A 25999-nucleotide genomic window follows, 5' to 3' on the forward strand; every position below is an offset into this window, starting at 1 on the left:
GCATGGGTCGAGCCTCGGTATCGATGCTATGGCAATTCATTTTTAAAGTCAATAGGGCGTGTTATTAACCTATATAGGTTACACTTATGGACTATAGCTGACGACGACCATGTACCCGGGCACGCGGGATGAGTACAATCAGCGCTCAGACTGGCCGGAAGGACATCAGAACGACACAATGGCTACCAAGCAAAGCAAACCGAACACAGTCATCGACTTCAGCCGAAGCGCAGCCGCCCGCTACGTGCAGCTGGCAAGCCTGTTCCGCCGTCGCGTCGAATCGGGGCAATGGCCTGTGGGCGAGCAAATCCCCACCGTGGACGAGCTCGCCGCGGAATGCAATGTAGCTCGCGCCACGGTCCGGCAGGCGCTCGACCTGCTTGAGGCCGAGCAGTTGATTGCCCGTTATCGGGCAAAAGGCACTTTTGTCATCGGCAAGCCCCAGGAACAGTTCTGGTGCGAAGTGGCCTCCAACTGGGATGGACAGCTTCTGGCGCCCAAGGGCGTGAGCATCGAGATCCTGTCGGCGGGCGAAAAGCGCGTCCCCACGACCGTCGGCCCCGATATCGGACGCGTTGCCGAAAGCTACCAATACTGGCAGCGCCGCCATTGGCGCAACGACCAGCCTTACTATCTGGGCGAAGTCTTTATAGACGAACAGATCTGCAAGCGAATTCCGCCACGGGCCTTCAAGACAAAAACGTCGATGCGCATCCTGCGGGATCTTCCCGGCCTCGAAATCGCCGAGGCCCACCAGACCCTTACCCTGGGTTCGGCGGATCCGGAGATCGCAGAGCTGCTCCAGCTGCCCTTGAACGCGCCTGTCGCGCACGTCCATCGCACCGCCGTCGACAAGGACGGTACCGTCGTGTTTGTCGGCGACGGCATCTACCGGGGCGACGTGGTGCGCCTGGACATCAAGCTCAAGTAAGCATGGGGGTCAGACCCCGTACGGGGTCTGACCCCTTCTTCGATTGAGTGGAGGGTCAGACCCCGCATGGGGTCTGACCCTGGCCATCAAATCACGCGTCTTTCCTTCAGCTCCGCAAGCGCCTCCGCATCCATGCCCAGCATGTCGGCCAGCACCTCGTTGGTATGCTGGCTGAGCGTGGGCGGCGGGCGCCGGTAATTGACGGGCGTCTCCGAGAGTTTCAGGGGATTCGCGATCTGGGGAATTGGTCCCACGGTCGAGTGCTCCATCTCGATCAGCATCTTGCGGTGCTGGATTTGCGGATCTTCGAAAACCTGGCTCAAGTCGTTGATGGGCCCGCAGGGCACGTTCGCGGCGTCCAGCTGCTCTTGCCAGTGCTTGACCGGCCGGCTGCGGAAGACTTCGGCCAGCATGGGAACCAGCACCTTCTGGTTCCGGGCGCGCAGCCGGTTCAGTTCGAAGCGGGGATCGCTGCCCAGTTCCGGCAAGCCAAGGATGTCGCACAATTGGCGGAACTGCGAATCGTTACCCACCGCGATCATCAGATGGCCATCGCTGCACTCGAACGCCTGGTACGGGCAGGTGATGGCCGACGCGGTGCCCATGCGCTGGGGGACTTCGCCCGAAACCAGATAATTCATCGCCATGTGGGACAGCGACGCCAATTGCGCGTCGTACAGGGCGATATCGATGTGCTGGCCCTTGCCCGACACGGCGTCCCGATGGTTGAGTGCCGAAAGTATGCCGATGGCGGCATAAAGGCCGGCGTTGATGTCCGACACCGCATAACCGACTTTCTGCGGCCCGCCGCCCGGCTCGTCGGGCGCATTGCCCGTCAGGCTCATCAAGCCGGTCATCGACTGGAAGATGGGATCATAGCCGGGCCGATGGCTGTAGGGGCCAGTCTGTCCGAAACCGGTGATCGAGCAATACACCAGGCGCGGGTTGATTTCCTTCAACGATTCATAGTCCAACCCGTAGCGGACGAGGTCGCCCGCCTTGAAGTTTTCGATCAGCACATCGCACTGCTTGGCCAGCTCGCGGATCAGGGCTTGCCCTTCGGGAACGGCCATATTGATCGAAATCGAACGCTTGCCCCGGTTCATCGCCAGGAAAGAAGAGGTTTCAGGCGTTTCCTGGCCTTCGGCATTCTTCGCACGATAACCTTGCTGGCGAACGTCGTCGCCTCTTCCGGGCCGCTCGACCTTGATCACGTCGGCTCCCAGATCGGCCAGCATCTGGGCAGCCCATGGCCCTGAAAACACCCGGCTCAGGTCCAGGACACGGATATGAGAAAGGCAATCCGCCATTTATTGTTCACTCCTATAAAACATGCTATGGCTTCAAGTCGGAAGGTTCAGAACCATCTTCGCCAGGATATTGCGCTGGATTTCGTTCGTGCCGCTGAAAATCTTGGCCGCCGCCGCGTTGAACAGCGGAAGCTGCACGCCGTCCAGCGTGACCTCCGATCCGTCCTGCGCCGCGAACGCTATGCTGCCGGACGATGACGCGTGCTCCTGTGCTGCGTCGAGCAACAGCAAGGCTGTCCGCTCGTGTGTCTCGGTGGCCCAGATCTTGAGCAGGGACACATTGGCCGGCAAGGGCTCATTGCGCCGCACGATCTCAGAGAATGCGGCATAGGCGGCCGACAGGTCGGCGACATCGATATGCAACTGCGCATAATCGGCCATGAACGCCGCATCGTCGAACAGACCACTATGCAGGGCGATCTTGTCGACCATGCCCATGGTGTTCTGCGAATGCTTGGGGCTGCCGCTGAACAAGCGCTCGAAGCCCAGCAACGCCTTGGATATCGTCCAGCCCTGATTCATTTCGCCCACCAGGTTTTCCTTGGGAACCCTGACGTTATCGAAGAACACTTCGCAATATTCCTCGTCGCCCGCGATCGTCTTGATGGGGCGCACCAACACGCCGGGCGTCGACAGATCGACCATCAGAAAGCTGATGCCGGCCTGCTTCTTGACGGTTTTGTCGGTACGGACCAGCATGAACATGTGCGTGGCGTCCTGCGCAAGCGTGGACCAGGTTTTCTGGCCATTGACCACGAACTGGTCGCCATCCGGCACGGCCTCGCAACGCAGCGACGCTAGGTCGGAACCAGCATTGGGTTCGGAATACCCCTGCGCCCAGACATGCTCGCCCGACAGGATGGGCGGCAGATACTTGGCTTTCTGCTCGGCCGTGCCGAAACGGAACAGAATCGGTCCTAGCATGACCAGCCCCTGATCTGGCGGGCGCCCCACCCCGTAGCGTTCTTGCTCTTCGATGTAGGCAATCATCTTGTCCGGCGACAATGCCATGCCGCCATATTCCTTGGGCCACGCCGGGGCGATCCAGCCTTGAGCCGACAGCGTCTTGTACCACTCCTCGATCTGATGCCAGTGCAGGCGAGAGGTCTTGTGGCGCAGGTGCTCGGGATAATGGCGCGCGAAGAAGGCGCGCAGCATCTGGCGGAATTCCGTCTCGGGCATGGCGTCCCAGTCGGTATCGGTGGGGAAGCTGGCCCAGGCTCCAACGCCCTCGTCCGGCGTTACCGGCTCGGTCGTCCGCGCCGACCGGGAGAGCTCGCCGGCATACCGGCTGCGATGAGCCCGTGCATTGCCCAGCTCGCTGCTCAGGGCGATTGCCCGCTTCAAGGCCAGGCCGATGTCCGACTCGTCGGAATACCCCATGCCGCCGTGGATCTGCACGGCCAGGCGAGTGATCAGGCCTGCCGCCTGCTCCGCTCGCACTTTCAGGCGGCTTGCCTGCATCGCCAGACCGCCGTCCGACTGTGCCACGAGAGTCAATGCCTGCGCGATGGCGTATTCGAGCAACTGAAGCTGGATGTAGGCATCGACCATGCGATGCTGCAGGCTTTGGAAGCTGCCTATGGGCTTCCCGAACTGCACCCGGACATTCATGTATTCCAGGGTGGCCTCGAACGACTGGCGCCCGATGCCCAGCAACTGCGCCGCCTGGACGATGCGCGTGATGTCCAGGGCGGCATTGAGCCATTCCAGCACCTTGTCGCCGGAGGCGAGTATCTGTTCAGCCTCTATCCGGCATGCAGACAAGGCGATGGCACCCGCATCGGCGCCGTCCAGCCGGCGCTGGGGTTCGATCACGAGCCCCGACTGCCCCGCCGGCAGCCACACCAGCATGGGGGAACCCGCATCGCCGGCCAATGCCAGCCAGCCGTCGGCCGCTTTGAGGGGTTGAGCACCGACATAGTTACCGTTCAATACCCAGGCATCCCCGTCCATGCTTGCGTTATCGGGCGCGACGGTGTCGATCTGCCCCAGCCGCTGCTGCCACGCCGTGCCGACCAGGCGCGACCCATCGGCAATGCCGGCCAGCAGCTCGTCGCGCAAGGCGCTCGCCGGCAGGCGGGCAAGCAGGCTGACCGCCTGCACGGCGACCGGCAACACAGGCTCCGCAATGTACGATCTGCCCACTTCCTCGGCAATGGCGACCATTTCGGCCAGCCCGAGTCCAAGGCCGCCGTGGTCCTCCGGCACCAGCAGGGCCGGCCATCCGGCCTCTGCGATCTGCTGCCAGAATTCGCGGTCCACGCCGCGATCGTCGGCGATCAACGTCCTTATGCGTTCGCCGTGATTTTCCCGAGCCAGGAAATCGCGCGCGCTATCCTTGAATGCCTGAATTTCGCTCATGTCAAAACCCATCTTCAACCTCTTGCCTGTTCGAAGCCATACAGCTTTTCCGGGTTCTCCACCCATACTTTCCGACGTGTCGCATCGTTGCCGAACCACTCATGGGCCAAATCGATCAGGCGCCCTACGTCCGGTGCGGACTGCCCCATGCGGACATACGGCCAATCCGAGCCCCACAACACCTGATCTTCGTTCGCCGCCAGCAAGGCGTCGTGGAACGGTTTCAGGTCCTCATACCGCGGGGCTTGCTTCGATACCCGGCACACCGACAGCTTGACCCAGACCTTCCCCTGCTTGAGCAGGCGAAGCACCATCTGAAATATCGGATCATCGGGTCCGCGCTCGACGGACAGGCTGGCCATGTGATCGATCACCACGGGAACTCCAAGATCAGCCAGCGGTTCCAGTCTTTCGCGGTAAGCGTCATAGGGCCCCCATACTTGCGCGTGCAGGCCTGCGCGCCTCATGGACGGCGCCAGCGCTTGCACGGAGTCGAACCCGACGCTGCCGGCGAACAGGTTGCCGGCGGGGTCGCGCGCTTCGACGAAGCGTAGTCCTCTTACGCCGCCGGCATGGAGCTGTTGCAGCTGGTCCTGGGTCGCATCGGCCGACGCGACCGCCACGCCGCGCAAACTATCCTTGCGCAAGGCGATGGCATCGATCAGCGCGGAAGCGTCTGTACCGTAGGGCGCCGGCTGCACCAGCACGCCTCTTTCCATTCCAATGGTGTCCAGCATCTGCAGGTAGCGCGCCGCGGGAGCATCCGGAGGCGGATAGTTGGATGGATTCCTCAAGGGAAACTGGTCATATGGCCCGAAGACGTGGCAGTGCGTATCGCAGCTGTATGCCGGTAGGGTCACGCTGGGCGCCGTCGGCATGCGAGGCGCATCCAGGACGTCGGGTACGATGCCTTGTTGGTTCATAGTGCGGGCTCCCATTTTCTGGCTTTGTTCATCGCTGTCAGCGCCGGCGCGCCGTCTTGCATGGGTGTGTCCAGCGGCGGCGGCTGGTCGTCGGGCATGGGGATCTCGTGCACATTCAGGGTCATCGAAACCATGGTGTAGTAGCCCACCACCGCGGTCAGCTCGACAACGCCCGCGGCACCCCATAGTTCCACCGCGCGCCCATACACCATGGACTCGACCGTACCGTGCTGCTGCAATTGACGTGCGAATTCATACACGATGAATTCCGCCTCGTCGTCGAATGGCGGCTCGTCAGCCTCTTTCAAGGCGTCGATCACCGCCTGGCTCAGTCCCGCCTTGCGAGCGGCGTCGGCGTGGATGTACCACTCGATCTGGCTGTTCCAGCGACGAGCCGTGACAATGATGGCCAGCTCGTTCAGCTTGGGTGGCAAGGACGTGCCGAAACGCAGGATTTCGCCCAGTTTCTGCCAGCGCTCCGCCAGCTCCGGATTGTGGATCGCGGCCCGCAGCGGCCCAACCAGCCGGCCGCGCGGGCCGCTGATGATGTTTTCATACACCTGACGCTGCTCGACGCTCATGGTTTCAGGCGTGGGTAGGGGAATACGGCTCATGGTCTCGGTCTCAAGGGCTTTCGTTCGGCTCGGTCGCCAGGACGGAGGGGCGGCGCATGAACGCGTTGGCGTGCCAGGCGGCGAGCGATGGCGCTTGCCTGCGCCAGTCGATATCGGCGTAGCGGTAGTCCATGTAGGACAGCGCACAACCTATGGTGATGGCGCCGATATCAAACGGAGGTTCAGGCTGCTTCGCCTGTTCCGACTCCAGATAGGCCAGCACGGCATTCACCTTGATCGCGAATGCGTCCAGCCAGGCTCGTGTCTGTCGTTCGGCGGGCTTGTTGCGCTCTTGCCTGAACAGCAACAGGACGTCCATGAAGCCGTCTCCCAGAGCTTGCTGGCGCAAGGCCTTGATTCTTGCGGTCTCTTCCGTCGGGAACAGCTCGCTTTTCGCACGGCTGGAAAGATACTCGCAGATCACCCGCGAGTCATACAAGGCATAGCCGTCATCCAGCACCAGGGTGGGCAGCTTGATGAGGGGGTTGTCCGGAATCAGCCCAAGATTGGGCGTGTCCATCGCAACAGGGGTCCGCAGCAGTTCGACGGCGTCAGCTTGACCCGTCTCGTGCAATACGATCATGACCTTGCGGACGAAGGGCGAGCGAGGCGACCAATGTAGTTTCATAAAGGGATTCATTCGTTGCAAAAACCTGCATGAGCCGACGGCTGTCTGCAGCATGTATAGGCACTAATGTCATACTTATGACCTATATGGAATATAACACTAACTTTTGAACGAAGGAAGTCCGCAGGCCGGAATCATGCTCGACACCCTAGGATCTGTATCGTAACATTACCGCCATATCCCCGATTATCAAGGCATTTTCCCGCCATATGAACATAGCATCCTTGGAAGATGAGAGCGTACAGGCTCGTCTCATACAGCAGATATTGTCCGAGGCCGGGCATCAATGCACCATTTTTTCATCGGGCAGGGAAATGCTGTCGGTGCTGGCTCGGGGCAACGATTACGATTTGTTGCTGCTCGATTGGGAAATTCCCGACATCAGCGGCCTGGACGTGCTGCGCTGGGTCCGCGCGAACCTTGGCCATGGCTTGCCCATCATGATGCTGACCAGCCGTACCCTTGAGGAAGAGCTCGTGACAGGACTGCAGGCGGGCGCCGACGACTATATGATCAAGCCCATACGCAAGGGCGAGCTCGTGGCGCGCGTCCATGCCCTTCTGCGGCGCAACAAGCCCCAGCCCGCCAGCGAAGCATCCTTCCCCTGCGGGCCGTACGAAATCGACCCCGCCAACGAGGCCATCCGGCTTGACGGCCAAAAGGTGGAGTTGGCGCCCAAGGAGTACGAACTCGCCCTGTTGCTGTTCAGGAATCCGGGCAGGTTGTTTTCCCGCGACGTCCTGAGCAACAGTGTCTGGAACCGGGAAATCCCAGCCACTTCGCGCACCCTCGACACGCACCTGTCGAACATCCGCCGCAAGCTGCAACTGCGCCCCGAACACGGCGTACGCTTGAACTCTTCGTATGCTCTCGGCTACCGCCTGGAGCTGATCGATCCCGATTCCGTCCCATCCTCACAACAATAATGAATTTTCCCGTTTTCTTCGTTTTGCGGTCTGCCGCCGCCTCGTTACTCGCGGTCGCATTCGGCTCCTTGCCGGCGCTGGCGCAGCCGTCGGGTGCCGTCGGCGACGACTTCATTTACCGCATCGTCAAAGATGACACCCTCATCGAACTGGCACAACGCTATACCGAAGCGCCAGGCAATTGGAGCGTATTGCAGAATCTGAATGCCGTGGCCGAGCCCACGCTGCTGCCCATCGGACTTGAACTCCGGATTCCGTTTTCGCTGATTCCCGTCGTGCCCACGCAAGCCACTGTCAGTCACGTTGCCGGGCAGACCGCAGTCAATGGCCAGCCGCTGGGCAAGGGCCAGGCGGTGGCAGAGGGCGACACGGTGTCGACCGGTCCGGCCGGCTATGTCACCATGGCGCTGTCCGATGGCAGTACCCTTACCGTACCCGCCTCGTCATCGATGCGTTTCGATCGCCTGCGCGCATTCAGGGGTACCGGCCTCATCGACACCATTTTCACGATGCGTGAAGGCTCTCTTGAGTCCAGGGTGGCTCCTCAGGATACCGGCGTAGGACGTTTCGAGATCCGCACTCCGGTCAGCATCACGGGCGTGCGCGGCACCCGGCTGCGCGTCCATGCGCAGGCACAAGGCTCGCAAAGCGAAGTGCTGGAAGGCGCCGCGCACCTGGCGTCAGGTGCAGGCCAAATGGCCAGGCTCCGTCCGGGCCAGGGCGCCGCCATCGACGCCGGCGGCAAAATGCTTGGCGTCCGTCCGCTGCTCCCCGCGCCCGACCTCGGCAACATGACTCGCGGGGGCGCAGGCTGGGTATTGTCTTTTCCGCCCGTTCCCGGCGCGGCGGAATATCTGGTCCGGGTCGCTTCCGACGAAGCCGGCACCGAACTGCATTCCAGCCGCCGCTTCGCCACGCCGGACATCACCTTCGGCGCACCTGGCGCAGGCACGTATTACGTTCTGGTTCGGGCCATCGACGCCGACGGCGTCATGGGGCGCGATGCCAGCCTGGCATTCCAGGGGCATACCTTGCTGAGAAGCAGCGACGGCATGCCAATTGCCACGGCGCATGGCCCGCATGTGCGCCTGACGGAATACTGATATCGCATGCCGCAGACCAGCCGCGAGGCGGGAGTCGATTTCTGGGGAAACCTGGATCGCCGCATCCAGGCCGAGTGGCTGCTCGTCACGACGGCACTGATGTGCCTCACCTTCGCGCTGGCCTGGTACAGCGCGCCCCTGGGGCTGGCCAGACTCGATCATGCCTTCTACGACAAGACGCTCGCCGCATCGATACAAGGCGAGCATGATGATCGCATCGTCATCGTCGCCATCGATGACGGCAGCATCGAGAAAGTGGGATACTGGCCCTGGCGCCGCGCGATACATGCCCAGTTGCTGGACAGGCTGCGGCATGCCCGCGTCGTAGGGCTGGATATCGTCTTCAGCGATCTCAACCCTTCTTATCCCAATGACGACCTCCGCTTGGCGCAGGCCATTGAAAGACATGGCCGGGTCGTCCTGCCGCTGGTCGTGAACGGCTTGAAAACGGTCGCTGCGCTGCCCCTACCCGTGCTGTCGAGCGCGGCATCCGCCAAGGGCTACATCAATATCTACCCCGACGAGGACGGCACGATCCGCTCACTTACGCTGCGCGACACCTTGGCCGACGGCACGCCGGTCGACCATTTTGTGGCATCCATGCTGGCCGCCGGCGGGCAGGGTGCGCCTGAAGCGGGAAAACGCCTGATTCCCTATGCCGGCGCGCCCGGTCACTTCCAGCTTTATCCCTATTCCGAGGTGCTGTCCGGCGCCATATCCGAAGAAGCGTTCAGGGATAAATACGTTATCGTCGGCTCCTGGGCATCGGGCCTGGGCGATGCCTTCCCGACACCGCTGTCACGGGACGGCGAAGCCATGTCCGGCGTCGAGATACTGGCCAATGGGCTGCAGGCGGCCATGAACGATAGCTGGATCGCCCAGCCACCGCGCTGGCAGGCCGCGATACTGGCCTGCCTTCCGGTGCTGCTCGCCTGTGCGGCCTTGCGCCGGCTTTCGCCCAGCAAAGCGTTCCTGGCATCGGTGGCCGTGCTGCTGCTTATCTTTGCAGGCAGCTGGTTCGCCCTGCGTTTCGGGCAGTTATGGGTACCGTTTACAGCCAGCCTGATCGGCGTTGCGCTGGCGTATCCCGTCTGGGGCTGGCGCAGCCAGGAAGCCGCTCTCAAGCACATAGACCAGGAACTGCACGCCCTCAACCAGGAACAGAAGCGCCTGGACGGCAGTTTTCCGGAGCGATCCAGGCGCTACGGCCACACACTGTCTGCGCGCATCAGCCTGCTGCATGAAACCATCGGGCAATTACGGCATGCGCGCAGCAATCGCGAACGAACGCTGCATTTTCTCTCGCACGATATGCGGGCGCCGCAAAATTCCATACTCGCGCTCACCGAGCTGCAATCGCATCCTGACAGCGCGCTGCCTCAGGACGAGCTGCTTCAGCGCATCAATAGCTGCGCCCACAAGACGCTCACTCTGGTCGACGGCTTCGTGCAGCTCGCGCGGGCGGAAGCCTCATCGATCAGCCGGCATCCCGTCAACCTGGTCGATCTGGTGATCCAAGGATGCGAAAGTTATTGGGCTTCTGCCAAGAGCAAGAACATTTCAATCGAGTTCGACGATGCGCCGGATGAAGCATGGTCCCATGGAGACGGCATGTTGCTGCAACGCGCCTGGGACAACCTGCTGGACAATGCCGTCAAGTACAGTCCGCCGGATACCGTGATCCGGTGCCACATCGCCGAGCGGGCAGCGTCATGGGAGCTCGGCATCCGCGACCAAGGACGCGGGATGACCGCAGCGCAGCGTCAAGCGTTGTTCCGGCCCTTCGTTCGCTTCGACGAGGATGATACAGACCATCCCGCCGGCGCCGGCCTCGGACTGGCCTTCGTCAAGACCGTCATAGAAAGGCATGGGGGCACGATAGGCGTCGACTCGGCGCCTGGCGGCGGTACGGTGTTCACGATCGCATTGCCGAGGGGTCAGACCCCGTACGGGGTCTGACCCCGGCGGCTTTTGTTCGGGGTCTGACCCCGCATGGGGTCAGACCCCTCAGCCGCCTCCCATCACGCGGTTGCGTCCGCCGCTCTTCGCTTCATACAATGCCTCGTCGGCGCTTCTCAGCGTACGCATGTAATCCGGATGGCCATCATGCAAGGCTATCCCGATACTGACGGTAATGCGTAGCGTATGGTCCTGCCGCAAGCGGAATGCTTCCTTCTCGACCTCTTTGCGGATTTTTTCCGCCACGCGCAATGCCGCTTCCTTCGTGGTGTCGACCATCAGCAGCAGGAACTCTTCCCCGCCGAGCCGGAACGCGTAGTCGCCGGCCCGGATCAGGTTGTTGATCAGGGCCGCGAACTGCTGCAGGACCATGTCCCCCGCCTCGTGGCCATATTGATCGTTGATGGACTTGAAGTGATCGATATCGATGGTGAGCACGGCGAAACGCGTATTGCTGCGGCGGGCATAGGCGACTTCCTTCGCCATGACCACGGAAAGAAATTTTCGGCTCAACAAGCGGGTCAAGGCGTCGCGGCCGGATTCCAGTTCGCTGTGCTGTTCGAACAGACGTTCGAGATGGAAAGCGATGGTTTTCGCTTGCTCGCGCAGATCCCGCAGGTGTTGAAGCCTTGCGGCGCCATTTTGCATCGGTGCCGTGCCGCCGATGGGCAGCAGGACCTCATCGATATGCTGCATGGCATTTTGAATCGCAATGGTTTCCGGCGCGCCCTGGAAGGCATGCGACCCTTTGTGCCGGAACCATAGGCCGAATTCCGATGCCCCTATTTTCGGCATCTGTGCGGACGTATGTCCCATGGCCTGCTCGAACATGAGATCGTTCTCCCAATTCAGCAGGGCGGCGCGCTGGCGTTCCTTTTCCGCCGCCACGTTCTGCGCGATGGAGAACAGGCGGTAGGATTCTTCGGCCCTGGAATTACGGTCATGGGACGAGGCATAAGCGGCGCTCATGCTTTCCATGGCAAGATCCATCAGCGCGCTGACCAGAGACTGGGCTTCGAAACGCTCCGTGTCCGTAAAGCCTTCATCGCCGGCAATGAAGCTACCGATTCCCGCCTTCAGCTTGCGCGCACCATGTAGCACCACGTGCATGGGCACATCGACACGGGCGTGTATGTCGCCAACCCTCGACTGGTAGTCCATTACCGCCTGCCAGTTCCTGTCTTGGCCGGGATCGAACAAGTCTGTGATCCAGTGCTGCATGGACGCGTGCAGACGCGTCTTCACCTGCTGATGCGAGAGGAATTGCGCGGCAAGCTTGTCCTGCATCATTTCGTGATAGAAGAAATCGGCAAGCTCGCGCCTGCGCGCCTGTGCCAACCTGTACAGCTTCTCGCGCAATGGGGCGGAAAATCTGGACGGCAGCTGTTCCCATTCGTTCAGCACCGCTTCTTTCAGGAGTTGGTCCATTTCTATTCTCCGTCCTTGGATGGCAGGCGCGCTTGCGGCCTTATGTGAAAAACGCCAGGCATAGGCCTGGCGTTTTTCCTAGCTCGCCATTGCGAGTCATTCAGCCGAAGCGTCGTCTCCGTTTTCGGAGGCGGGAACTTCATGGACCTCGGCAGCCGGTTCGGACGGCGTGTCCTCGAACGGATTGGCCATGGCGCGCGCTGCTTGGCGCTCGGCGGCCTCGTGGGCCTCCTTGTCCTTGCGAGCCATGTGATAGGACATGCCCGTACCCGCCGGGATCAGGCGTCCGACAATCACGTTTTCCTTCAGGCCGCGCAGATCGTCACGCTTGCCCATGATGGCGGCTTCGGTCAGCACCCGCGTGGTTTCCTGGAAGGACGCCGCAGAGATGAACGAATCGGTCGAGAGAGAGGCCTTGGTAATACCCAGCAGTACGTTCTCGTACGTGGCAGGGATCTTTGCTTCGGCTTCCATGCGATCGTTTTCGTTGAGCAGCTCGGAACGCTCCACCTGCTCGCCGGTAATGAAGCTGGTATCGCCCGGATCGACGATGTTCACGCGGCGAAGCATCTGGCGGACAATCACCTCGATGTGCTTGTCGTTGATCTTCACGCCCTGCAGACGGTAAACGTCCTGAACCTCGTTGACCACGTAGTTGGCCAGTCGCTCGATGCCCTGCAGGCGCAGGATATCGTGCGGGTCGGCCGGGCCGTCGACGATCATTTCGCCCTTGTTCACCACTTGGCCGTCGTGCACCAGAACCTGCTTCTCTTTGGGAATCAGGAACTCGTGGCTGACGCCGTCCATGTCGGTGATGACCAGACGCTGCTTGCCCTTGGTGTCCTTGCCGAACGATACCGTGCCGGTGACGTCGGCCAGCATGCCTGCATCTTTGGGCGAACGGGCCTCGAAGAGCTCAGCCACGCGAGGCAGACCCCCGGTGATGTCCCGTGTCTTTTGCGATTCTTGAGGAATACGCGCAAGGATTTCGCCGACGGATACCTGCTGGCCGTCGCGCACGGTGATCAGCGCGCCAACGGGGAAGGAGATGTTGACGAAATGATCCGTGCCCGCGATCTTGACTTCGTCGCCGGCTTCGTTGATCAGCTTGATCTGGGGGCGCATCATGGTCTTGCCGCCGCGCGACTTCGGCGTAATCACCACCAGGGTCGACAGACCGGTGATCTCGTCGACCTGCTTGGCAACGGTGACGCCTTCCTCGATGTTCTCGAAGCGGACCTGACCGGCGTATTCGGATACGATCGGCCGGGTGAGCGGATCCCAGCTTGCCAGGCGCTGGCCTGCCTTGACCGCATCGCCGTCGCCCACGGCGATGGTGGCGCCGTATGGGATCTTGTGGCGTTCACGTTCGCGGCGGTTGTCGTCGAAGATGACGATTTCGCCCGAGCGGGAGATCGCGATGCGCTCGCCCTTGGCGTTCGTGACATAGCGCAAGCCAATGGCAAAGCCAATGGTACCGGCCGATTTGGTCTCGACCGAGCTTGCCATGGCGGCACGCGAGGCGGCCCCCCCGATGTGGAAGGTACGCATCGTCAGCTGCGTGCCGGGCTCGCCGATGGACTGGGCGGCAATCACGCCCACGGCCTCGCCGCGGTTGACCAGCACGCCGCGGCCCAGGTCGCGGCCGTAGCAATGGGCGCACAGACCATGGCGCGTTTCGCAGGTCAACGGCGTGCGGATCTTGACCTCGTCGACACCGATGCTGTCGATGAGTTCGACCAGGTCCTCGTCCAGCAGCGTGCCGCCGCTGATCGCGGTTTCCTGAGTATCGGGGTTGACGACATCGACGGCGGTGACGCGACCCAGAATGCGATCGCGCAGCGGCTCGATGACTTCGCCGCCTTCGACCAGGGCCTTCATGGAATAGCCGCGCGTCGTGCCGCAATCGGATTCGGTGATGACCAAGTCTTGCGTCACGTCGACCAGACGGCGAGTCAGGTAACCCGAGTTCGCGGTCTTCAGCGCCGTATCGGCCAGACCCTTGCGCGCGCCGTGAGTGGAAATGAAGTACTGCAGTACGTTCAGACCCTCACGGAAGTTCGCGGTAATGGGCGTTTCGATGATGGAGCCGTCCGGCTTGGCCATCAGGCCCCGCATACCGGCAAGCTGACGGATCTGTGCCGCGGAACCCCGCGCCCCGGAGTCCGCCATCATGTAGATGGAGTTGAAGGACTCCTGGCGGACTTCTTCGCCGTGGCGATTGACGACGGGCTCGGTGGCAAGCTGTTCCATCATGGCCTTGCCGACCTTGTCGCCGGCCTTGCCCCAGATGTCGACCACGTTGTTATAGCGCTCTTGCGAGGTCACGAGACCCGACGAATACTGCTTGTCGATCTCTTTGACTTCCTTGCTGGCCTGGGCGAGGATGTCGTCTTTCACCGTCGGGATCAGCATGTCGCTCATGGCGATCGAGATACCGCCGCGCGTGGCGAGGCGGAAGCCCGATTGCATCAGCTTGTCGGCGAAGATCACCGTGGCGCGAAGGCCGCAGCGGCGGAACGACTGGTTGATCAGACGGGAAATTTCTTTCTTTTTCAGCGGGCGGTTCAAGACGGAAAACGGCAGGCCCTTGGGCAGGATTTCCGAAAGCAGCGCACGGCCGACCGTGGTCTCGAAGCGCTTGACCTGTGATTGCCATTCCCCCTGCTCGTCTTTCTCGAACTCGTTCAGGCGAACAGTGATGCGGGTCTGCAGCTCGACTTCGCCGTTGTCGTAGGCGCGCTGGACTTCCGCCACGTCGGTGAAGAACAGGCCTTCGCCCTTGCCGTTGATACGCTCGCGGGTCGTGTAGTAAAGACCCAGCACGATATCCTGCGAAGGCACGATGGACGGCTCGCCGTTGGCCGGAAACAGCACGTTGTTGGAGGCCAGCATGAGGGTGCGGGCTTCCAGCTGCGCTTCGAGCGACAGCGGTACGTGCACGGCCATCTGGTCACCGTCGAAGTCGGCGTTGAACGCCGCGCAAACGAGCGGATGCAGCTGAATGGCCTTGCCTTCGATCAGGACCGGCTCGAACGCCTGGATGCCCAGGCGGTGCAGCGTGGGCGCGCGGTTGAGCATGACCGGATGCTCGCGGATCACCTCTTCGAGAATATCCCAGACCACGGGCTCCTGGCTTTCGACCAGCTTCTTGGCCGCCTTGATGGTGGTGGCCAGGCCCATCATTTCAAGGCGATTGAAAATGAAAGGCTTGAAGAGTTCGAGTGCCATCAGCTTGGGCAGGCCGCACTGATGCAGCTTGAGCTGCGGACCCACCACGATCACGGAACGGCCGGAGTAGTCGACGCGCTTGCCCAGCAGGTTCTGGCGGAAGCGGCCGCTCTTGCCCTTGATCATGTCGGCAAGGGACTTCAGCTGGCGCTTGTTGGCGCCCGTCATGGCCTTGCCGCGGCGACCGTTGTCGAGCAGCGAATCCACCGACTCCTGCAGCATGCGCTTTTCATTGCGCAGGATGATGTCCGGCGCTTTCAGCTCGAGCAGGCGCTTGAGCCGGTTGTTGCGGTTGATGACGCGGCGATAGAGGTCGTTCAGGTCGGACGTCGCGAAGCGGCCGCCATCCAGCGGCACCAGCGGACGCAGGTCCGGCGGCAGCACGGGCAGCACTTCCATGACCATCCACTCGGGCTTGATGCCGGACTTCTGGAAGCCTTCCAGCACCTTGAGGCGCTTGGAGATCTTCTTGATCTTGGCGTCGGAGGCCGTCGCCTTGAGCTCGGCGCGCAAGGACTCGACATCGCGGTCGATGTCGATGGTGCGCAGGAGCTCACGCACGGCTTCCGCGCCCATGAGCGCATGGAAGTCGTCGCCGTACTCTTCCGTCTTGGTCAGATAATCGTCGTCGGACATGATCTGGCCGCGCTTGAGCGGCGTCATGCCCGGTTCGATCACGCACCATGCCTCGAAGTACAGGACGCGTTCGATGTCGCGCAAAGTCATGTCGAGCACCATGCCCAAACGGGACGGCAGGCTCTTCAGGAACCAGATGTGCGCAACCGGGCTGGCCAGTTCGATGTGGCCCATGCGCTCACGGCGCACCTTGGCCACCGTGACTTCGACGCCGCACTTCTCGCAAATGACGCCGCGATGCTTCAGGCGCTTGTATTTGCCGCAAAGGCATTCGTAGTCTTTGATGGGGCCAAAGATCTTCGCGCAGAACAATCCGTCGCGCTCGGGCTTGAACGTGCGGTAGTTGATGGTCTCGGGCTTGCGTACTTCGCCGTAGGACCACGACCGCACTTTCTCGGGCGAGGCGATGCCGATCTTGATGGCATCGAATTGTTCGTCTTGCGAAACTTGTTTGAATAGATCGAGTAGCGCTTTCATTATTTACGCTCCAAATCCATGTCCAGGGACAGGGATCTAATTTCTTTCACCAGAACGTTGAACGACTCGGGCATACCGGCGTCGATGACGTGGTCGCCCTTGACGATGTTCTCGTACACCTTGGTACGGCCGGAGATGTCGTCGGACTTGACGGTCAGCATCTCTTGCAGTGTGTACGATGCGCCGTAAGCCTCGAGCGCCCAGACTTCCATCTCGCCGAAGCGCTGTCCGCCGAACTGCGCCTTGCCGCCCAGGGGTTGCTGCGTGACCAGGGAGTACGGTCCAGTAGAACGCGCATGCATCTTGTCGTCAACCAGGTGATGCAACTTAAGATAATGCATGTAACCAATAGTGACGGGACGCTCGAATTGCTCGCCGGTGCGACCGTCGAACAGCCAGGCCTGGGAACGGTTTTCGGTCAGGTTCAGGCGCTGGGCGATCTCGTCGGGATAGGCGAGTTCAAGCAGCTGTCCGATTTCTTCTTCCGTTGCGCCATCGAACACCGGGGTGGCGACAGGCAAGCCGTTCTTGAGGTTGCGGGCCATTTCGATGACTTCGTCATCGGTGAGCTGTTCAATGCGCGCACCGCTGCCGGTCGTGTTGTAGACCTTCTCGAGGTAGGCGCGTACTTCCTTGACCTGCACTTGCTTTTCTTCGTCGAGCATGTCGGCGATACGATGGCCCACACCCTTGGCGGCCCAGCCCAGGTGGACTTCCAACACCTGGCCCACGTTCATCCGGGAAGGCACGCCCAGCGGGTTCAGGACGATGTCGGCCGGCGTACCGTCTGCCATGTGCGGCATGTCTTCCACCGGCGTGATGCGGGAAACCACACCCTTGTTGCCGTGGCGACCCGCCATCTTGTCGCCTGGCTGCAGGCGGCGCTTGACGGCCAGATAGACCTTGATCATCTTGAGCACGCCCGGGGGCAGCTCATCGCCCTGTGTCAGCTTCTTGCGCTTTTCCTCGAAGGCCAGGTCGAACTGGTGACGCTTCTGTTCGAGCGATTCCTTGGCCTGCTCGAGAACCACGGCGTGGGCTTCGTCCGCCAGGCGGATATCAAACCACTGCCAGCGGTCCATGTCGTCCAGGTAGTCGCGCGCGATGGTCGCGCCCTTGGCCAGCTTGCGCGGACCGCCGTTCACGGTCTTGCCGACCAGGAACTTGCCGATACGGTCGAAGGTGTCGTCTTCGACGATGCGCAGCTGGTCGTTCAGATCTTGGCGATAACGGCGCAGCTCGTCGTCGATGATCGACTGCGCGCGCTTGTCGCGCTCGATGCCTTCGCGAGTGAACACCTGCACATCGATGACGGTGCCGACCATGCCCGAGGGCACGCGCAGCGACGTGTCCTTGACGTCGGAGGCCTTCTCGCCGAAGATTGCGCGCAGCAGTTTTTCTTCGGGCGTCAGCTGGGTTTCGCCCTTGGGCGTTACCTTGCCGACCAGCACGTCGTCGGCGCGGACTTCCGCGCCAATGTACACGATGCCCGAATCATCCAGGCGGTTCAGCTGGGTCTCGGCCAGGTTGCTGATGTCGCGCGTGATTTCTTCCGCACCAAGCTTGGTGTCGCGCGCAACAACGGTGAGCTCTTCGATGTGGACCGACGTATAGCGGTCGTCGGCAACGATCTTCTCGGAAATGAGGATCGAGTCCTCGAAGTTATAGCCGTTCCAGGGCATGAACGCGATCAGCATGTTCTGGCCCAGGGCCAGTTCGCCCAGATCGGTCGATGCGCCATCGGCCAGCACGTCGCCGCGGGCGACGTGGTCGCCGCGCTTCACGATGGGACGCTGGTTGATGTTGGTGTTCTGGTTGGAACGGGTATATTTGATGAGGTTGTAGATGTCGACGCCGACCTCGCCGGCCACGTTTTCGTCGTCGTTGACGCGAATCACGACGCGTTCCGCGTCGACGTGGTCCACCACGCCGCCACGGCGCGCCTGCACGGTGGTGCCCGAGTCGACGGCAACCGTGCGCTCGATGCCCGTACCGACCAGGGGCTTCTCGGGACGCAGGCAAGGAACCGCCTGCCGCTGCATGTTGGCGCCCATCAGCGCCCGGTTCGCGTCGTCATGCTCGAGGAACGGAATGAGCGATGCGGCGACCGATACGATCTGCGACGGCGCAACGTCCATGTAATGCACGTTGCCAGGAGCGGTCAGCATGGTTTCGCCGGCCTGGCGGCAAGCCACCAGGTCGTCGATGAACTCGCCCGACTCATCGAGCGCGGCGTTCGCCTGGGCGATCACGTAGTTGCCTTCTTCGATGGCGGACAGGTAATCGATCTGATCGCTGACCTTGCCGTCGATGATCTTGCGATACGGCGTTTCCAGGAAACCGTACTCGTTCAGGCGCGCATACAGCGCCATCGAGTTGATCAGGCCGATGTTCGGACCTTCCGGTGTCTCGATGGGGCAGACGCGGCCGTAGTGGGTCGGATGCACGTCGCGGACCTCGAAGCCCGCGCGTTCGCGCGTCAGGCCGCCCGGCCCAAGGGCCGAAACCCGACGCTTGTGCGTGATCTCGGACAAGGGGTTGGTCTGATCCATGAACTGCGACAGCTGGCTGGAGCCGAAGAACTCTTTGATGGCCGCGGAAATCGGCTTGGAGTTGATCAGGTCGTGCGGCATCAGGTTTTCGGTTTCGGCCTGGCCCAGACGTTCCTTGACGGCGCGCTCGACCCGCACCAGACCGGCACGGAACTGGTTCTCGGCCAATTCGCCCACACAGCGGACGCGGCGATTGCCCAGATGGTCGATATCGTCGATCTGGCCGCGGCCGTTGCGCAGCTCGACCAGCACCTTGATGGTTTCAAGGATGTCTTCGTTGGTGAGCGTCATAGGGCCCGTGATGTCCTCACCCCGGCCCAGACGGCTGTTGACCTTCATACGGCCCACACGGGACAAGTCGTAGGTCTCGTCGCTGTAGAACAGGCGCTGGAACAAAGCTTCGACGGCATCTTCGGTGGGAGGCTCGCCGGGACGCATCATGCGATAGATGGCGACGCGGGCAGCCATCTGGTCGACGGTCTCGTCGGTGCGCAGCGTTTGCGAAATGTACCCGCCGCGATCCAGCTCGTTGACGTAGAGCGTCTGGATTTCGCGGATGTTGGCGACGCGCATGTCGGCCAGCAGTCCTTCGGTGATCTCGTCGTTGGCGTTCGCGATGACTTCGCCGGTTTCAGGATTGACCACGCTCTTGGCGAGCATGCGGCCGACCAGGAAGTCTTCGGGCACGGAAACGTGCTCGATCTTGGCGGCTGCCAGGTCGCGCAGGTGCTTGGCATTGATGCGCTTGTCCTTTTCGACGATGACCGTGCCTTCGCGATCGGTGATGTCGAAATGGGCGACCTCGCCCTTCCAGCGCTCGGGGACGAACTCCAGCATCCCGCCTTCGTTCAGGATCTCGAAGTTGTCGAAATCGAAGAAGTAGGCCAGGATGGCTTCCGGCGTCATGCCGATGGCCTTGAGCAGGATCGTGACCGGCATCTTGCGACGGCGGTCCACCCGGAAAAACAGAACGTCTTTGGGGTCGAACTCGAAATCGAGCCAGGAGCCGCGGTAGGGAATCACGCGGGCCGAGAACAGCAGCTTGCCCGAGCTGTGGGTCTTGCCGCGATCGTGCTCAAAAAAGACACCGGGCGAGCGATGCAGTTGCGAAACGATCACGCGCTCGGTACCATTGATGACGAAAGAACCCGTGTCGGTCATGAGCGGAATTTCGCCCATGTAGACTTCCTGCTCTTTGACTTCCTTGACGGTGGGTTTGCTGACCTCGCGGTCCATCAGGACCAGGCGCACCTTGGCGCGCAGCGGCGAAGCGTAGGTCAAGCCACGCAGTTGACATTCCTTGACATCAAACACCGGATCGCCGAGCACGTAGCTGACAAACTCCAGGCGAGCCATCTGGTTGTGACTGACAATGGGAAAAACTGACGTGAAGGCCGCTTGCAGGCCTTCTTCTTTGCGTTTGGAAGGTGTAGTATCCGCCTGCAAAAATGTTTTGAATGATTGCAGTTGAGTCGCCAAAAGGTAAGGGACGTCCTGGACGTCTTCACGCTTGGCGAAGCTCTTGCGTATGCGCTTTTTTTCGGTATACGAATAAGGCATGAGCACTCCGACTCGAGGGGTTACATGGGCCGTCAACCACGGCCCTGGTTTACGACTCCAGAAAGCCCTACTTGCGATGGCGTTGCAGTGCAAATAGCGGGTTTTCTGGAAACGCAAAAGCCCGGGAAGGCCAAAACCTCCCCGGGCAAGCGACAAAAGTCTTACTTGAGTTCGACTTTGGCGCCGGCTTCTTCAAGCTTCTTCTGCGCAGCTTCGGCGTCAGCCTTGGCCAGACCTTCCTTGACGGGCTTCGGTGCGCCGTCAACCAGATCCTTGGCTTCCTTCAGGCCCAGGCCGGTGATTTCGCGAACAGCCTTGATCACGCTGACCTTGTTGGCGCCGACTTCGGCCAGAAGAACGGTGAACTCGGTTTGCTCTTCAGCAGCAGCGGCAGCACCGCCAGCAGCGGGAGCAGCGACAGCGACAGCGGCGGCAGCAGCCGACACGCCAAATTTCTCTTCCATTTCCTTGATCAGCTCGGACAGCTCGAGCACGGTCATGCCGGCGATCGCGTCAAGGATTTCAGCTTTGCTTAATGCCATTTTAAAGAACTCCAAATATATGTATAAATGCCAGGGTTGGGTGTCGCTCGATACGACGAAGCCCTGAAGGCGAACCGCTTATGCGGCTTCCTTCTGATCGCGAACGGCAGCGAGGCCGCGAGCGAACTTGGTCGGAACTTCGTTGAGCGTACGCACAAATTGCGTGACGGGTGCTTGCATGGTACCCATAAGCTTCGAAAGCAACTCTTCGCGGGAAGGCATGGTGGCCAGGGCCTGAACACCTTCGGTACTCAGGATGCTGTTGGGCAATGCCCCACCCTTGATTACCAGCTTGTCGTTGGTCTTTGCGAAACCGGCAAGTACTTTAGCTGCCGAAACCGGATCGGCGCTGATGCCATAGATCAGCGGACCGGTCAGCTGGGCGGTGAGCTCCTCGTAGGGAGTTCCCGACACAGCGCGGCGAACCAGCGTATTCTTGAGAACACGCAGATACACGCCCGACTCACGCGCAGTTTTGCGCAATACGGTAGCGGAGGCGACGTCCAGACCACGGTACTCGGCGATAATGATCGATTGAGCCTTTGCGACTTCCGCAGAAACTTCCTCGATGACTACCGCTTTCTCTTGACGATTGAGACTCACGGTTTGAACACTCCATCAAACGACGCTCGGGAGGCTCCCTTGCGTCAACCGAATGCGGCGCACCTGGTCGAGTTCTTAGACAACAAGAATTCTTCCATGGGCGCCGTCTGCGCTGGAATCAAGTCTTCGCAGGCTTGAAATTAAGCCCTGTTCCGAAACAATTGAACCGTTGTCGGAATGGAGCTCCAGCGGTCTTTGACAGCAGCGCCTGGGAAATTCCAGGCACGGCCCAAAGTTCTTTACTACTCAGGCCTGATCAGGCCTGCAGGGATGCAATCTCAACGCGCGCACCGCCACCCATGGTGGACGATACGGCCAGCTTGCGCAGGTAGATGCCCTTGGCGGCCGCGGGGCGCGCCTTGTTCAGGGCTTCAACCAGCGCAGCCAGGTTGGTTTGCAGTTGATCGACGTTGAACGAAGCACGGCCGATGGTGGCATGGATGATGCCTGCCTTGTCGGTACGGTACTGAACCTGACCGGCCTTGGCATTCTTGACGGCAGTGGCGACATCGGGAGTAACCGTGCCAACCTTGGGGTTGGGCATCAGGCCACGGGGACCGAGCACTTGGCCCAGGGCACCGACGATACGCATCGTATCGGGAGACGCGATCAGGATGTCGAAGTCGATCTGGCCGCCTTTGATCGTGTCCGCCAGGTCTTCCATGCCAACGATGTCGGCGCCGGCAGCCTTGGCCGCTTCAGCCTTTTCGCCTTGGGCGAAAACAGCAACGCGCACGCTCTTGCCGGTGCCGGCAGGCAATACCACCGAACCACGGACGAGCTGGTCGGATTTCTTGGGGTCGATGCCGAGCTGAACTGCGACGTCGATGGACTCATCGAACTTCGCGGTGGCGGTTTCCTTGACCAGGGCCAGGGCTTCCGCGACGGGGTAGAACTTCGTGCGATCGATCTTGGCGGCAATTGCGGCCGCGCGCTTGGACAACTTAGCCATGCTTATACCCCTTCCACCGTAATGCCCATGCTGCGCGCGCTACCAGCGATGGTGCGTACGGCAGCGTCCAGATCCGCAGCGGTAAGGTCCGGCGTCTTGGTCTTGGCGATTTCCTCTGCCTGGGCGCGGGTCAGCGTGCCGACCTTGTCCAGGTTGGGCCTGGCCGAACCCTTCTGCACACCACTTGCCTTCTTGATCAGGATGGTGGCGGGCGGCGTCTTCATGATGAAGGTGAAGCTCTTGTCCGCGTACGCCGTGATCACCACGGGAATCGGCAGGCCGGGCTCCATGCCCTGCGTCTTGGCGTTGAACGCCTTGCAGAATTCCATGATGTTCAGGCCGCGCTGACCGAGCGCCGGGCCGATGGGGGGTGATGGATTGGCCTTACCAGCTGGCACTTGCAGCTTGATGAAGCCGACGATTTTCTTCGCCATGCTTTGCTCCTTGCGGGTTCAGACACCGATGGCGCAATGTGCGCCAAGGGCTCCCCGGGGTTGAGGTTTCAGGTCTTTTCGACCTGACCGAAATCGAGTTCCACCGGTGTCGCGCGGCCGAAGATCGTGACCGATACGCGCACCTTGCTTTTCTCGTAGTTGACGTCTTCAACGTTGCCGTTGAAATCCGCAAAAGGACCTTCCTTGACGCGAACCATTTCGCCCACTTCAAAGAGGATCTTGGGCCTGGGTTTCTCGACGCCTTCTTCCATTTGCGAAAGGATTTTCTCGACTTCGCGATCGGAGATGGGAGCGGGACGGTTGCCCGAGCCGCCCAGAAAACCGGTTACCCGATTTGTGTTCTTTACCAAGTGCCAGGTTTCGTCCGTGAGGTCCATTTCGACCAGCACGTAGCCTGGAAATATGCGTCGCTCGGTGATCGACTTTTTACCGCCCTTGACTTCGATGACTTCTTCGGAGGGAACGAGAATGCGCCCGAAGGAGGTTTGGAGTCCCGCGCGCTCGATACGCTCGAGAAGAGCCTTGTGCACGCTTTTTTCCATTCCGGAATAAACGTGTACGACATACCAACGCTTGCTCATGTGTGTCCTTTATTTCCAGCCGAGCAACAGGCCATAAATGACCCATTCAAGAGCTTTATCAACGACCCACAACAAGATGCCCATCACGACGACGAACGCAAAGACGATGCCCGTCATTTGCGTGGTTTCCTTGCGCGTAGGCCACACGACACGCTTGACTTCGTTGTAGGAGTCGCGACCGAAACTCAAGGTGCGCCGGCCGGGTTCGCTGAACCAGGCAATAATGGCGGCAACAACCAGGCTGCCCACGAAAGCGCCTACCCGCACAATTGCCGGCTGGCCTTCAAGCACGGAATAGGCCACAATGCCGGCCACAATAACAAGCACCGCCAGACCCAGCTTGATGCGATCTGTGCTACTGGTAACGGTTTCTACGTTGCTGTTAGACATATTCCGGCAAGTGGCGCCGCATGCGCGACGATGATGAGACTGAGTGTGGCAGGGGCAGTAGGAATCGAACCTACAACCTTCGGTTTTGGAGACCGACGCTCTGCCAATTGAGCTATACCCCTAGACCCTGAAAGCAGCCCCCTTGCGGATAGCTGCTTTTTTTACAACCTGGGCGAAAGAGCGGCCTTTCCCTTTCGCCGTACAACTTGAAATTTACTTGGTGATGCTTGCGACGACGCCGGCGCCCACGGTACGACCGCCTTCGCGGATGGCAAAGCGCAGGCCTTCTTCCATGGCGATCGGGGCGATCAGGCTCACCTTCATCGACACGTTATCGCCAGGCAGCACCATTTCCTTGTCCGCCGGCAGCTCGATCGTGCCGGTCACGTCCGTCGTGCGGAAGTAGAACTGCGGACGATAGCCTTGGAAGAACGGCGTGTGGCGGCCGCCTTCGTCCTTGGACAGAATGTACACCTCGGCGTCAAAGTCCGTGTGCGGCTTGATCGAACCGGGCTTGGCCAGCACTTGGCCGCGCTCAACGTCTTCGCGCTTGGTGCCGCGCAGCAAGATACCGACGTTATCGCCCGCCTCGCCTTGGTCCAGCAGCTTGCGGAACATTTCCACGCCCGTGCAAGTGGTCTTGACCGTGTCCTTGATGCCCACGATTTCGATTTCCTCGCCGACCTTCACAATGCCGCGCTCGATACGGCCCGTGACCACCGTGCCGCGACCCGAGATCGAGAACACGTCTTCCACCGGCATCAGGAACGTGCCATCGACCGCGCGCTCGGGCGTGGGGATGTACGAGTCCAGCGCTTCGGCCAGCTTCAGGATCGCTTCCTTGCCCAGGGGACCTTCGTCGCCCTCGAGCGCCAGCTTGGCCGAGCCCTTGATGATCGGCGTGTCGTCGCCCGGGAAGTCGTACTTGGACAGCAGCTCGCGCACTTCCATTTCGACCAGTTCGAGCAGCTCTTCATCGTCGACCATGTCGGCCTTGTTCAGGAACACGATGATGTAGGGCACGCCCACCTGGCGCGACAGCAGGATGTGCTCGCGCGTTTGCGGCATGGGGCCGTCGGCGGCCGACACCACCAGGATCGCGCCGTCCATTTGCGCCGCGCCCGTGATCATGTTCTTGACGTAGTCGGCGTGGCCCGGGCAGTCAACGTGCGCGTAGTGGCGCGCTGCCGTTTCGTACTCGACGTGCGAGGTGTTGATCGTGATGCCGCGCGCCTTCTCTTCGGGCGCCGCGTCGATCTGGTCGTAGCCCTTGGCTTCGCCCGAACCGAAGGCCTTGGCCAATACCGTCGTGATCGCTGCCGTCAGGGTCGTCTTGCCGTGGTCAACGTGACCGATCGTTCCGACGTTGACGTGCGGTTTAGTCCGTTCAAACTTACCTTTTGCCATGGCTGACTCCTGACGATGGAATTGAGCTGTAATCTAAAAAATTTTGGTGCCCATGACGCGGATCGAACGCGTGACCTCTCCCTTACCAAGGGAGTGCTCTACCACTGAGCCACATGGGCAACTTTTGTTGCGCTTCGCCACTTGCGTAGCGAAATTCAATAAAACTTTACTGGAGCGGGTGAAGGGAATCGAACCCTCATCATCAGCTTGGAAGGCTGTTGCTCTACCATTGAGCTACACCCGCGAAGGTTCACTTCAACCGCGCAAGCCATGGCTAAGACCATGACCGCTAAAATTCTTGAGCTTTTTGGTGGTGGGAGTTGGATTCGAACCAACGTAGGCGCAAGGCCAACAGATTTACAGTCTGCCCCCTTTAACCACTCGGGCATCCCACCAAAAGCGAACTCCGAATTATGCAGAGTTTTTT

Annotated in this window: 19 protein-coding genes and 4 tRNA genes; 4 read left to right on the top strand and 19 right to left on the bottom strand. The window is 60.9% G+C overall.

Features of this window, described 5'->3' with window-relative positions; genetic code table 11:
• The first annotated feature begins 178 nt into the window (after positions 1-178).
• A complete protein-coding gene (locus ACSBPU_RS22545; protein ID WP_442594375.1) occupies positions 179-931 on the top strand; it encodes a GntR family transcriptional regulator in 753 nt (250 codons plus the stop codon).
• 86 nt (positions 932-1017) lie between these two features.
• Here the strand turns inward: ACSBPU_RS22545 and ACSBPU_RS22550 are convergent, their stop codons facing one another.
• Genes ACSBPU_RS22550 through ACSBPU_RS22570 form a run of 5 tightly spaced genes read right to left on the bottom strand, consistent with a single transcriptional unit; the run spans position 1018 to position 6770 of the window.
• Complete coding sequence (locus ACSBPU_RS22550; protein WP_442594377.1) at positions 1018-2241, bottom strand: CaiB/BaiF CoA transferase family protein; 1224 nt, start codon at positions 2239-2241, stop codon at positions 1018-1020.
• A gap of 33 nt (positions 2242-2274) precedes the next feature.
• Positions 2275-4605 (bottom strand): acyl-CoA dehydrogenase, encoded by a 2331-nt coding sequence (locus ACSBPU_RS22555; protein WP_442594379.1) that lies wholly within the window; start codon positions 4603-4605, stop codon positions 2275-2277.
• A gap of 14 nt (positions 4606-4619) precedes the next feature.
• Positions 4620-5528, bottom strand: coding sequence for an amidohydrolase family protein (locus ACSBPU_RS22560; RefSeq protein ID WP_442594381.1), 909 nt, complete (start codon positions 5526-5528; stop codon positions 4620-4622).
• Complete coding sequence (locus ACSBPU_RS22565; RefSeq protein WP_442594383.1) at positions 5525-6142, bottom strand: carboxymuconolactone decarboxylase family protein; 618 nt, start codon at positions 6140-6142, stop codon at positions 5525-5527. Before ACSBPU_RS22565 ends, ACSBPU_RS22560 begins: the two co-directional genes overlap by 4 nt.
• A gap of 10 nt (positions 6143-6152) precedes the next feature.
• On the bottom strand, positions 6153-6770 hold the full coding sequence (locus ACSBPU_RS22570; RefSeq protein ID WP_442594385.1) for a glutathione S-transferase: 618 nt from the start codon (positions 6768-6770) through the stop codon (positions 6153-6155).
• Positions 6771-6979: 209 nt separating this feature from the next.
• On the opposite strand from ACSBPU_RS22570, the gene ACSBPU_RS22575 reads away from it, so the two are divergent.
• From ACSBPU_RS22575 to ACSBPU_RS22585, 3 genes are read left to right on the top strand one after another with little or no spacing between them, the layout of a single operon-like run.
• Positions 6980-7696 carry a response regulator transcription factor gene (locus ACSBPU_RS22575; protein WP_442594387.1) on the top strand — a complete coding sequence of 239 codons (717 nt, stop codon included), beginning with the start codon at positions 6980-6982 and terminating at the stop codon, positions 7694-7696.
• Positions 7696-8799: a FecR domain-containing protein gene (locus ACSBPU_RS22580; RefSeq protein WP_442594389.1), complete on the top strand. Its 1104-nt coding sequence runs from the start codon at positions 7696-7698 to the stop codon at positions 8797-8799. Before ACSBPU_RS22575 ends, ACSBPU_RS22580 begins: the two co-directional genes overlap by 1 nt.
• 6 nt (positions 8800-8805) lie before the next feature.
• The gene (locus tag ACSBPU_RS22585) at positions 8806-10758 is read left to right on the top strand and encodes a CHASE2 domain-containing protein (RefSeq protein WP_442594391.1); all 1953 of its coding nucleotides are present in this window, start codon (positions 8806-8808) and stop codon (positions 10756-10758) included.
• A 48-nt stretch (positions 10759-10806) separates the two neighbouring features.
• Here ACSBPU_RS22585 and ACSBPU_RS22590 read toward each other — a convergent pair whose 3' ends face one another.
• From ACSBPU_RS22590 to ACSBPU_RS22655, 14 genes are all read right to left on the bottom strand, one after another.
• Positions 10807-12186, bottom strand: coding sequence for a diguanylate cyclase (locus ACSBPU_RS22590; protein ID WP_442594393.1), 1380 nt, complete (start codon positions 12184-12186; stop codon positions 10807-10809).
• A gap of 96 nt (positions 12187-12282) precedes the next feature.
• Positions 12283-16530 (bottom strand): DNA-directed RNA polymerase subunit beta', encoded by a 4248-nt coding sequence (rpoC, locus tag ACSBPU_RS22595; protein WP_442594395.1) that lies wholly within the window; start codon positions 16528-16530, stop codon positions 12283-12285.
• On the bottom strand, positions 16530-20642 hold the full coding sequence (gene rpoB, locus ACSBPU_RS22600) for a DNA-directed RNA polymerase subunit beta (protein ID WP_442594397.1): 4113 nt from the start codon (positions 20640-20642) through the stop codon (positions 16530-16532). Before rpoB ends, rpoC begins: the two co-directional genes overlap by 1 nt.
• Before the next feature lie 161 nt (positions 20643-20803).
• The gene (rplL, locus tag ACSBPU_RS22605) at positions 20804-21184 is read right to left on the bottom strand and encodes a 50S ribosomal protein L7/L12 (protein ID WP_442594399.1); all 381 of its coding nucleotides are present in this window, start codon (positions 21182-21184) and stop codon (positions 20804-20806) included.
• Positions 21185-21262: 78 nt separating this feature from the next.
• Positions 21263-21787 carry a 50S ribosomal protein L10 gene (rplJ, locus tag ACSBPU_RS22610; RefSeq protein WP_180071623.1) on the bottom strand — a complete coding sequence of 175 codons (525 nt, stop codon included), beginning with the start codon at positions 21785-21787 and terminating at the stop codon, positions 21263-21265.
• 256 nt (positions 21788-22043) lie between these two features.
• Positions 22044-22739: a 50S ribosomal protein L1 gene (gene rplA, locus ACSBPU_RS22615; RefSeq protein ID WP_442594401.1), complete on the bottom strand. Its 696-nt coding sequence runs from the start codon at positions 22737-22739 to the stop codon at positions 22044-22046.
• A 2-nt stretch (positions 22740-22741) separates the two neighbouring features.
• The gene (rplK, locus tag ACSBPU_RS22620) at positions 22742-23173 is read right to left on the bottom strand and encodes a 50S ribosomal protein L11 (RefSeq protein WP_180071627.1); all 432 of its coding nucleotides are present in this window, start codon (positions 23171-23173) and stop codon (positions 22742-22744) included.
• Positions 23174-23241: 68 nt separating this feature from the next.
• Positions 23242-23775 (bottom strand): transcription termination/antitermination protein NusG, encoded by a 534-nt coding sequence (gene nusG, locus ACSBPU_RS22625; RefSeq protein ID WP_180071629.1) that lies wholly within the window; start codon positions 23773-23775, stop codon positions 23242-23244.
• A gap of 9 nt (positions 23776-23784) precedes the next feature.
• Positions 23785-24165: a preprotein translocase subunit SecE gene (secE, locus tag ACSBPU_RS22630; RefSeq protein WP_180071631.1), complete on the bottom strand. Its 381-nt coding sequence runs from the start codon at positions 24163-24165 to the stop codon at positions 23785-23787.
• Between the two features lie 46 nt (positions 24166-24211).
• Positions 24212-24287 (bottom strand) — tRNA-Trp (locus ACSBPU_RS22635).
• Between the two features lie 91 nt (positions 24288-24378).
• The gene (tuf, locus tag ACSBPU_RS22640; RefSeq protein WP_442594369.1) at positions 24379-25572 is read right to left on the bottom strand and encodes an elongation factor Tu; all 1194 of its coding nucleotides are present in this window, start codon (positions 25570-25572) and stop codon (positions 24379-24381) included.
• A 44-nt stretch (positions 25573-25616) separates the two neighbouring features.
• A tRNA-Thr gene (locus tag ACSBPU_RS22645) sits at positions 25617-25691 on the bottom strand.
• Positions 25692-25742: 51 nt separating this feature from the next.
• A tRNA-Gly gene (locus ACSBPU_RS22650) sits at positions 25743-25816 on the bottom strand.
• A gap of 64 nt (positions 25817-25880) precedes the next feature.
• A tRNA-Tyr gene (locus tag ACSBPU_RS22655) sits at positions 25881-25967 on the bottom strand.
• Positions 25968-25999: the final 32 nt, after the last annotated feature.

Origin of the sequence: Parapusillimonas sp. JC17 (assembly GCF_052180245.1) — a bacterium.
GTDB lineage: Bacteria > Pseudomonadota > Gammaproteobacteria > Burkholderiales > Burkholderiaceae_B > Parapusillimonas.

Bases quoted from the DNA above. Each gene is read 5' to 3' on its own strand.
- ACSBPU_RS22545 (WP_442594375.1), top strand. From the start codon at position 179: ATGGCTACCAAGCAAAGCAAACCGAACACAGTCATCGACTTCAGCCGA.
- ACSBPU_RS22550 (WP_442594377.1), bottom strand. From the start codon at position 2,241: ATGGCGGATTGCCTTTCTCATATCCGTGTCCTGGACCTGAGCCGGGTG.
- ACSBPU_RS22555 (WP_442594379.1), bottom strand. From the start codon at position 4,605: ATGAGCGAAATTCAGGCATTCAAGGATAGCGCGCGCGATTTCCTGGCT.
- ACSBPU_RS22560 (WP_442594381.1), bottom strand. From the start codon at position 5,528: ATGAACCAACAAGGCATCGTACCCGACGTCCTGGATGCGCCTCGCATG.
- ACSBPU_RS22565 (WP_442594383.1), bottom strand. From the start codon at position 6,142: ATGAGCCGTATTCCCCTACCCACGCCTGAAACCATGAGCGTCGAGCAG.
- ACSBPU_RS22570 (WP_442594385.1), bottom strand. From the start codon at position 6,770: ATGAAACTACATTGGTCGCCTCGCTCGCCCTTCGTCCGCAAGGTCATG.
- ACSBPU_RS22575 (WP_442594387.1), top strand. From the start codon at position 6,980: ATGAACATAGCATCCTTGGAAGATGAGAGCGTACAGGCTCGTCTCATA.
- ACSBPU_RS22580 (WP_442594389.1), top strand. From the start codon at position 7,696: ATGAATTTTCCCGTTTTCTTCGTTTTGCGGTCTGCCGCCGCCTCGTTA.
- ACSBPU_RS22585 (WP_442594391.1), top strand. From the start codon at position 8,806: ATGCCGCAGACCAGCCGCGAGGCGGGAGTCGATTTCTGGGGAAACCTG.
- ACSBPU_RS22590 (WP_442594393.1), bottom strand. From the start codon at position 12,186: ATGGACCAACTCCTGAAAGAAGCGGTGCTGAACGAATGGGAACAGCTG.
- rpoC (WP_442594395.1), bottom strand. From the start codon at position 16,530: ATGAAAGCGCTACTCGATCTATTCAAACAAGTTTCGCAAGACGAACAA.
- rpoB (WP_442594397.1), bottom strand. From the start codon at position 20,642: ATGCCTTATTCGTATACCGAAAAAAAGCGCATACGCAAGAGCTTCGCC.
- rplL (WP_442594399.1), bottom strand. From the start codon at position 21,184: ATGGCATTAAGCAAAGCTGAAATCCTTGACGCGATCGCCGGCATGACC.
- rplA (WP_442594401.1), bottom strand. From the start codon at position 22,739: ATGGCTAAGTTGTCCAAGCGCGCGGCCGCAATTGCCGCCAAGATCGAT.
- rplK (WP_180071627.1), bottom strand. From the start codon at position 23,173: ATGGCGAAGAAAATCGTCGGCTTCATCAAGCTGCAAGTGCCAGCTGGT.
- nusG (WP_180071629.1), bottom strand. From the start codon at position 23,775: ATGAGCAAGCGTTGGTATGTCGTACACGTTTATTCCGGAATGGAAAAA.
- secE (WP_180071631.1), bottom strand. From the start codon at position 24,165: ATGTCTAACAGCAACGTAGAAACCGTTACCAGTAGCACAGATCGCATC.
- tuf (WP_442594369.1), bottom strand. From the start codon at position 25,572: ATGGCAAAAGGTAAGTTTGAACGGACTAAACCGCACGTCAACGTCGGA.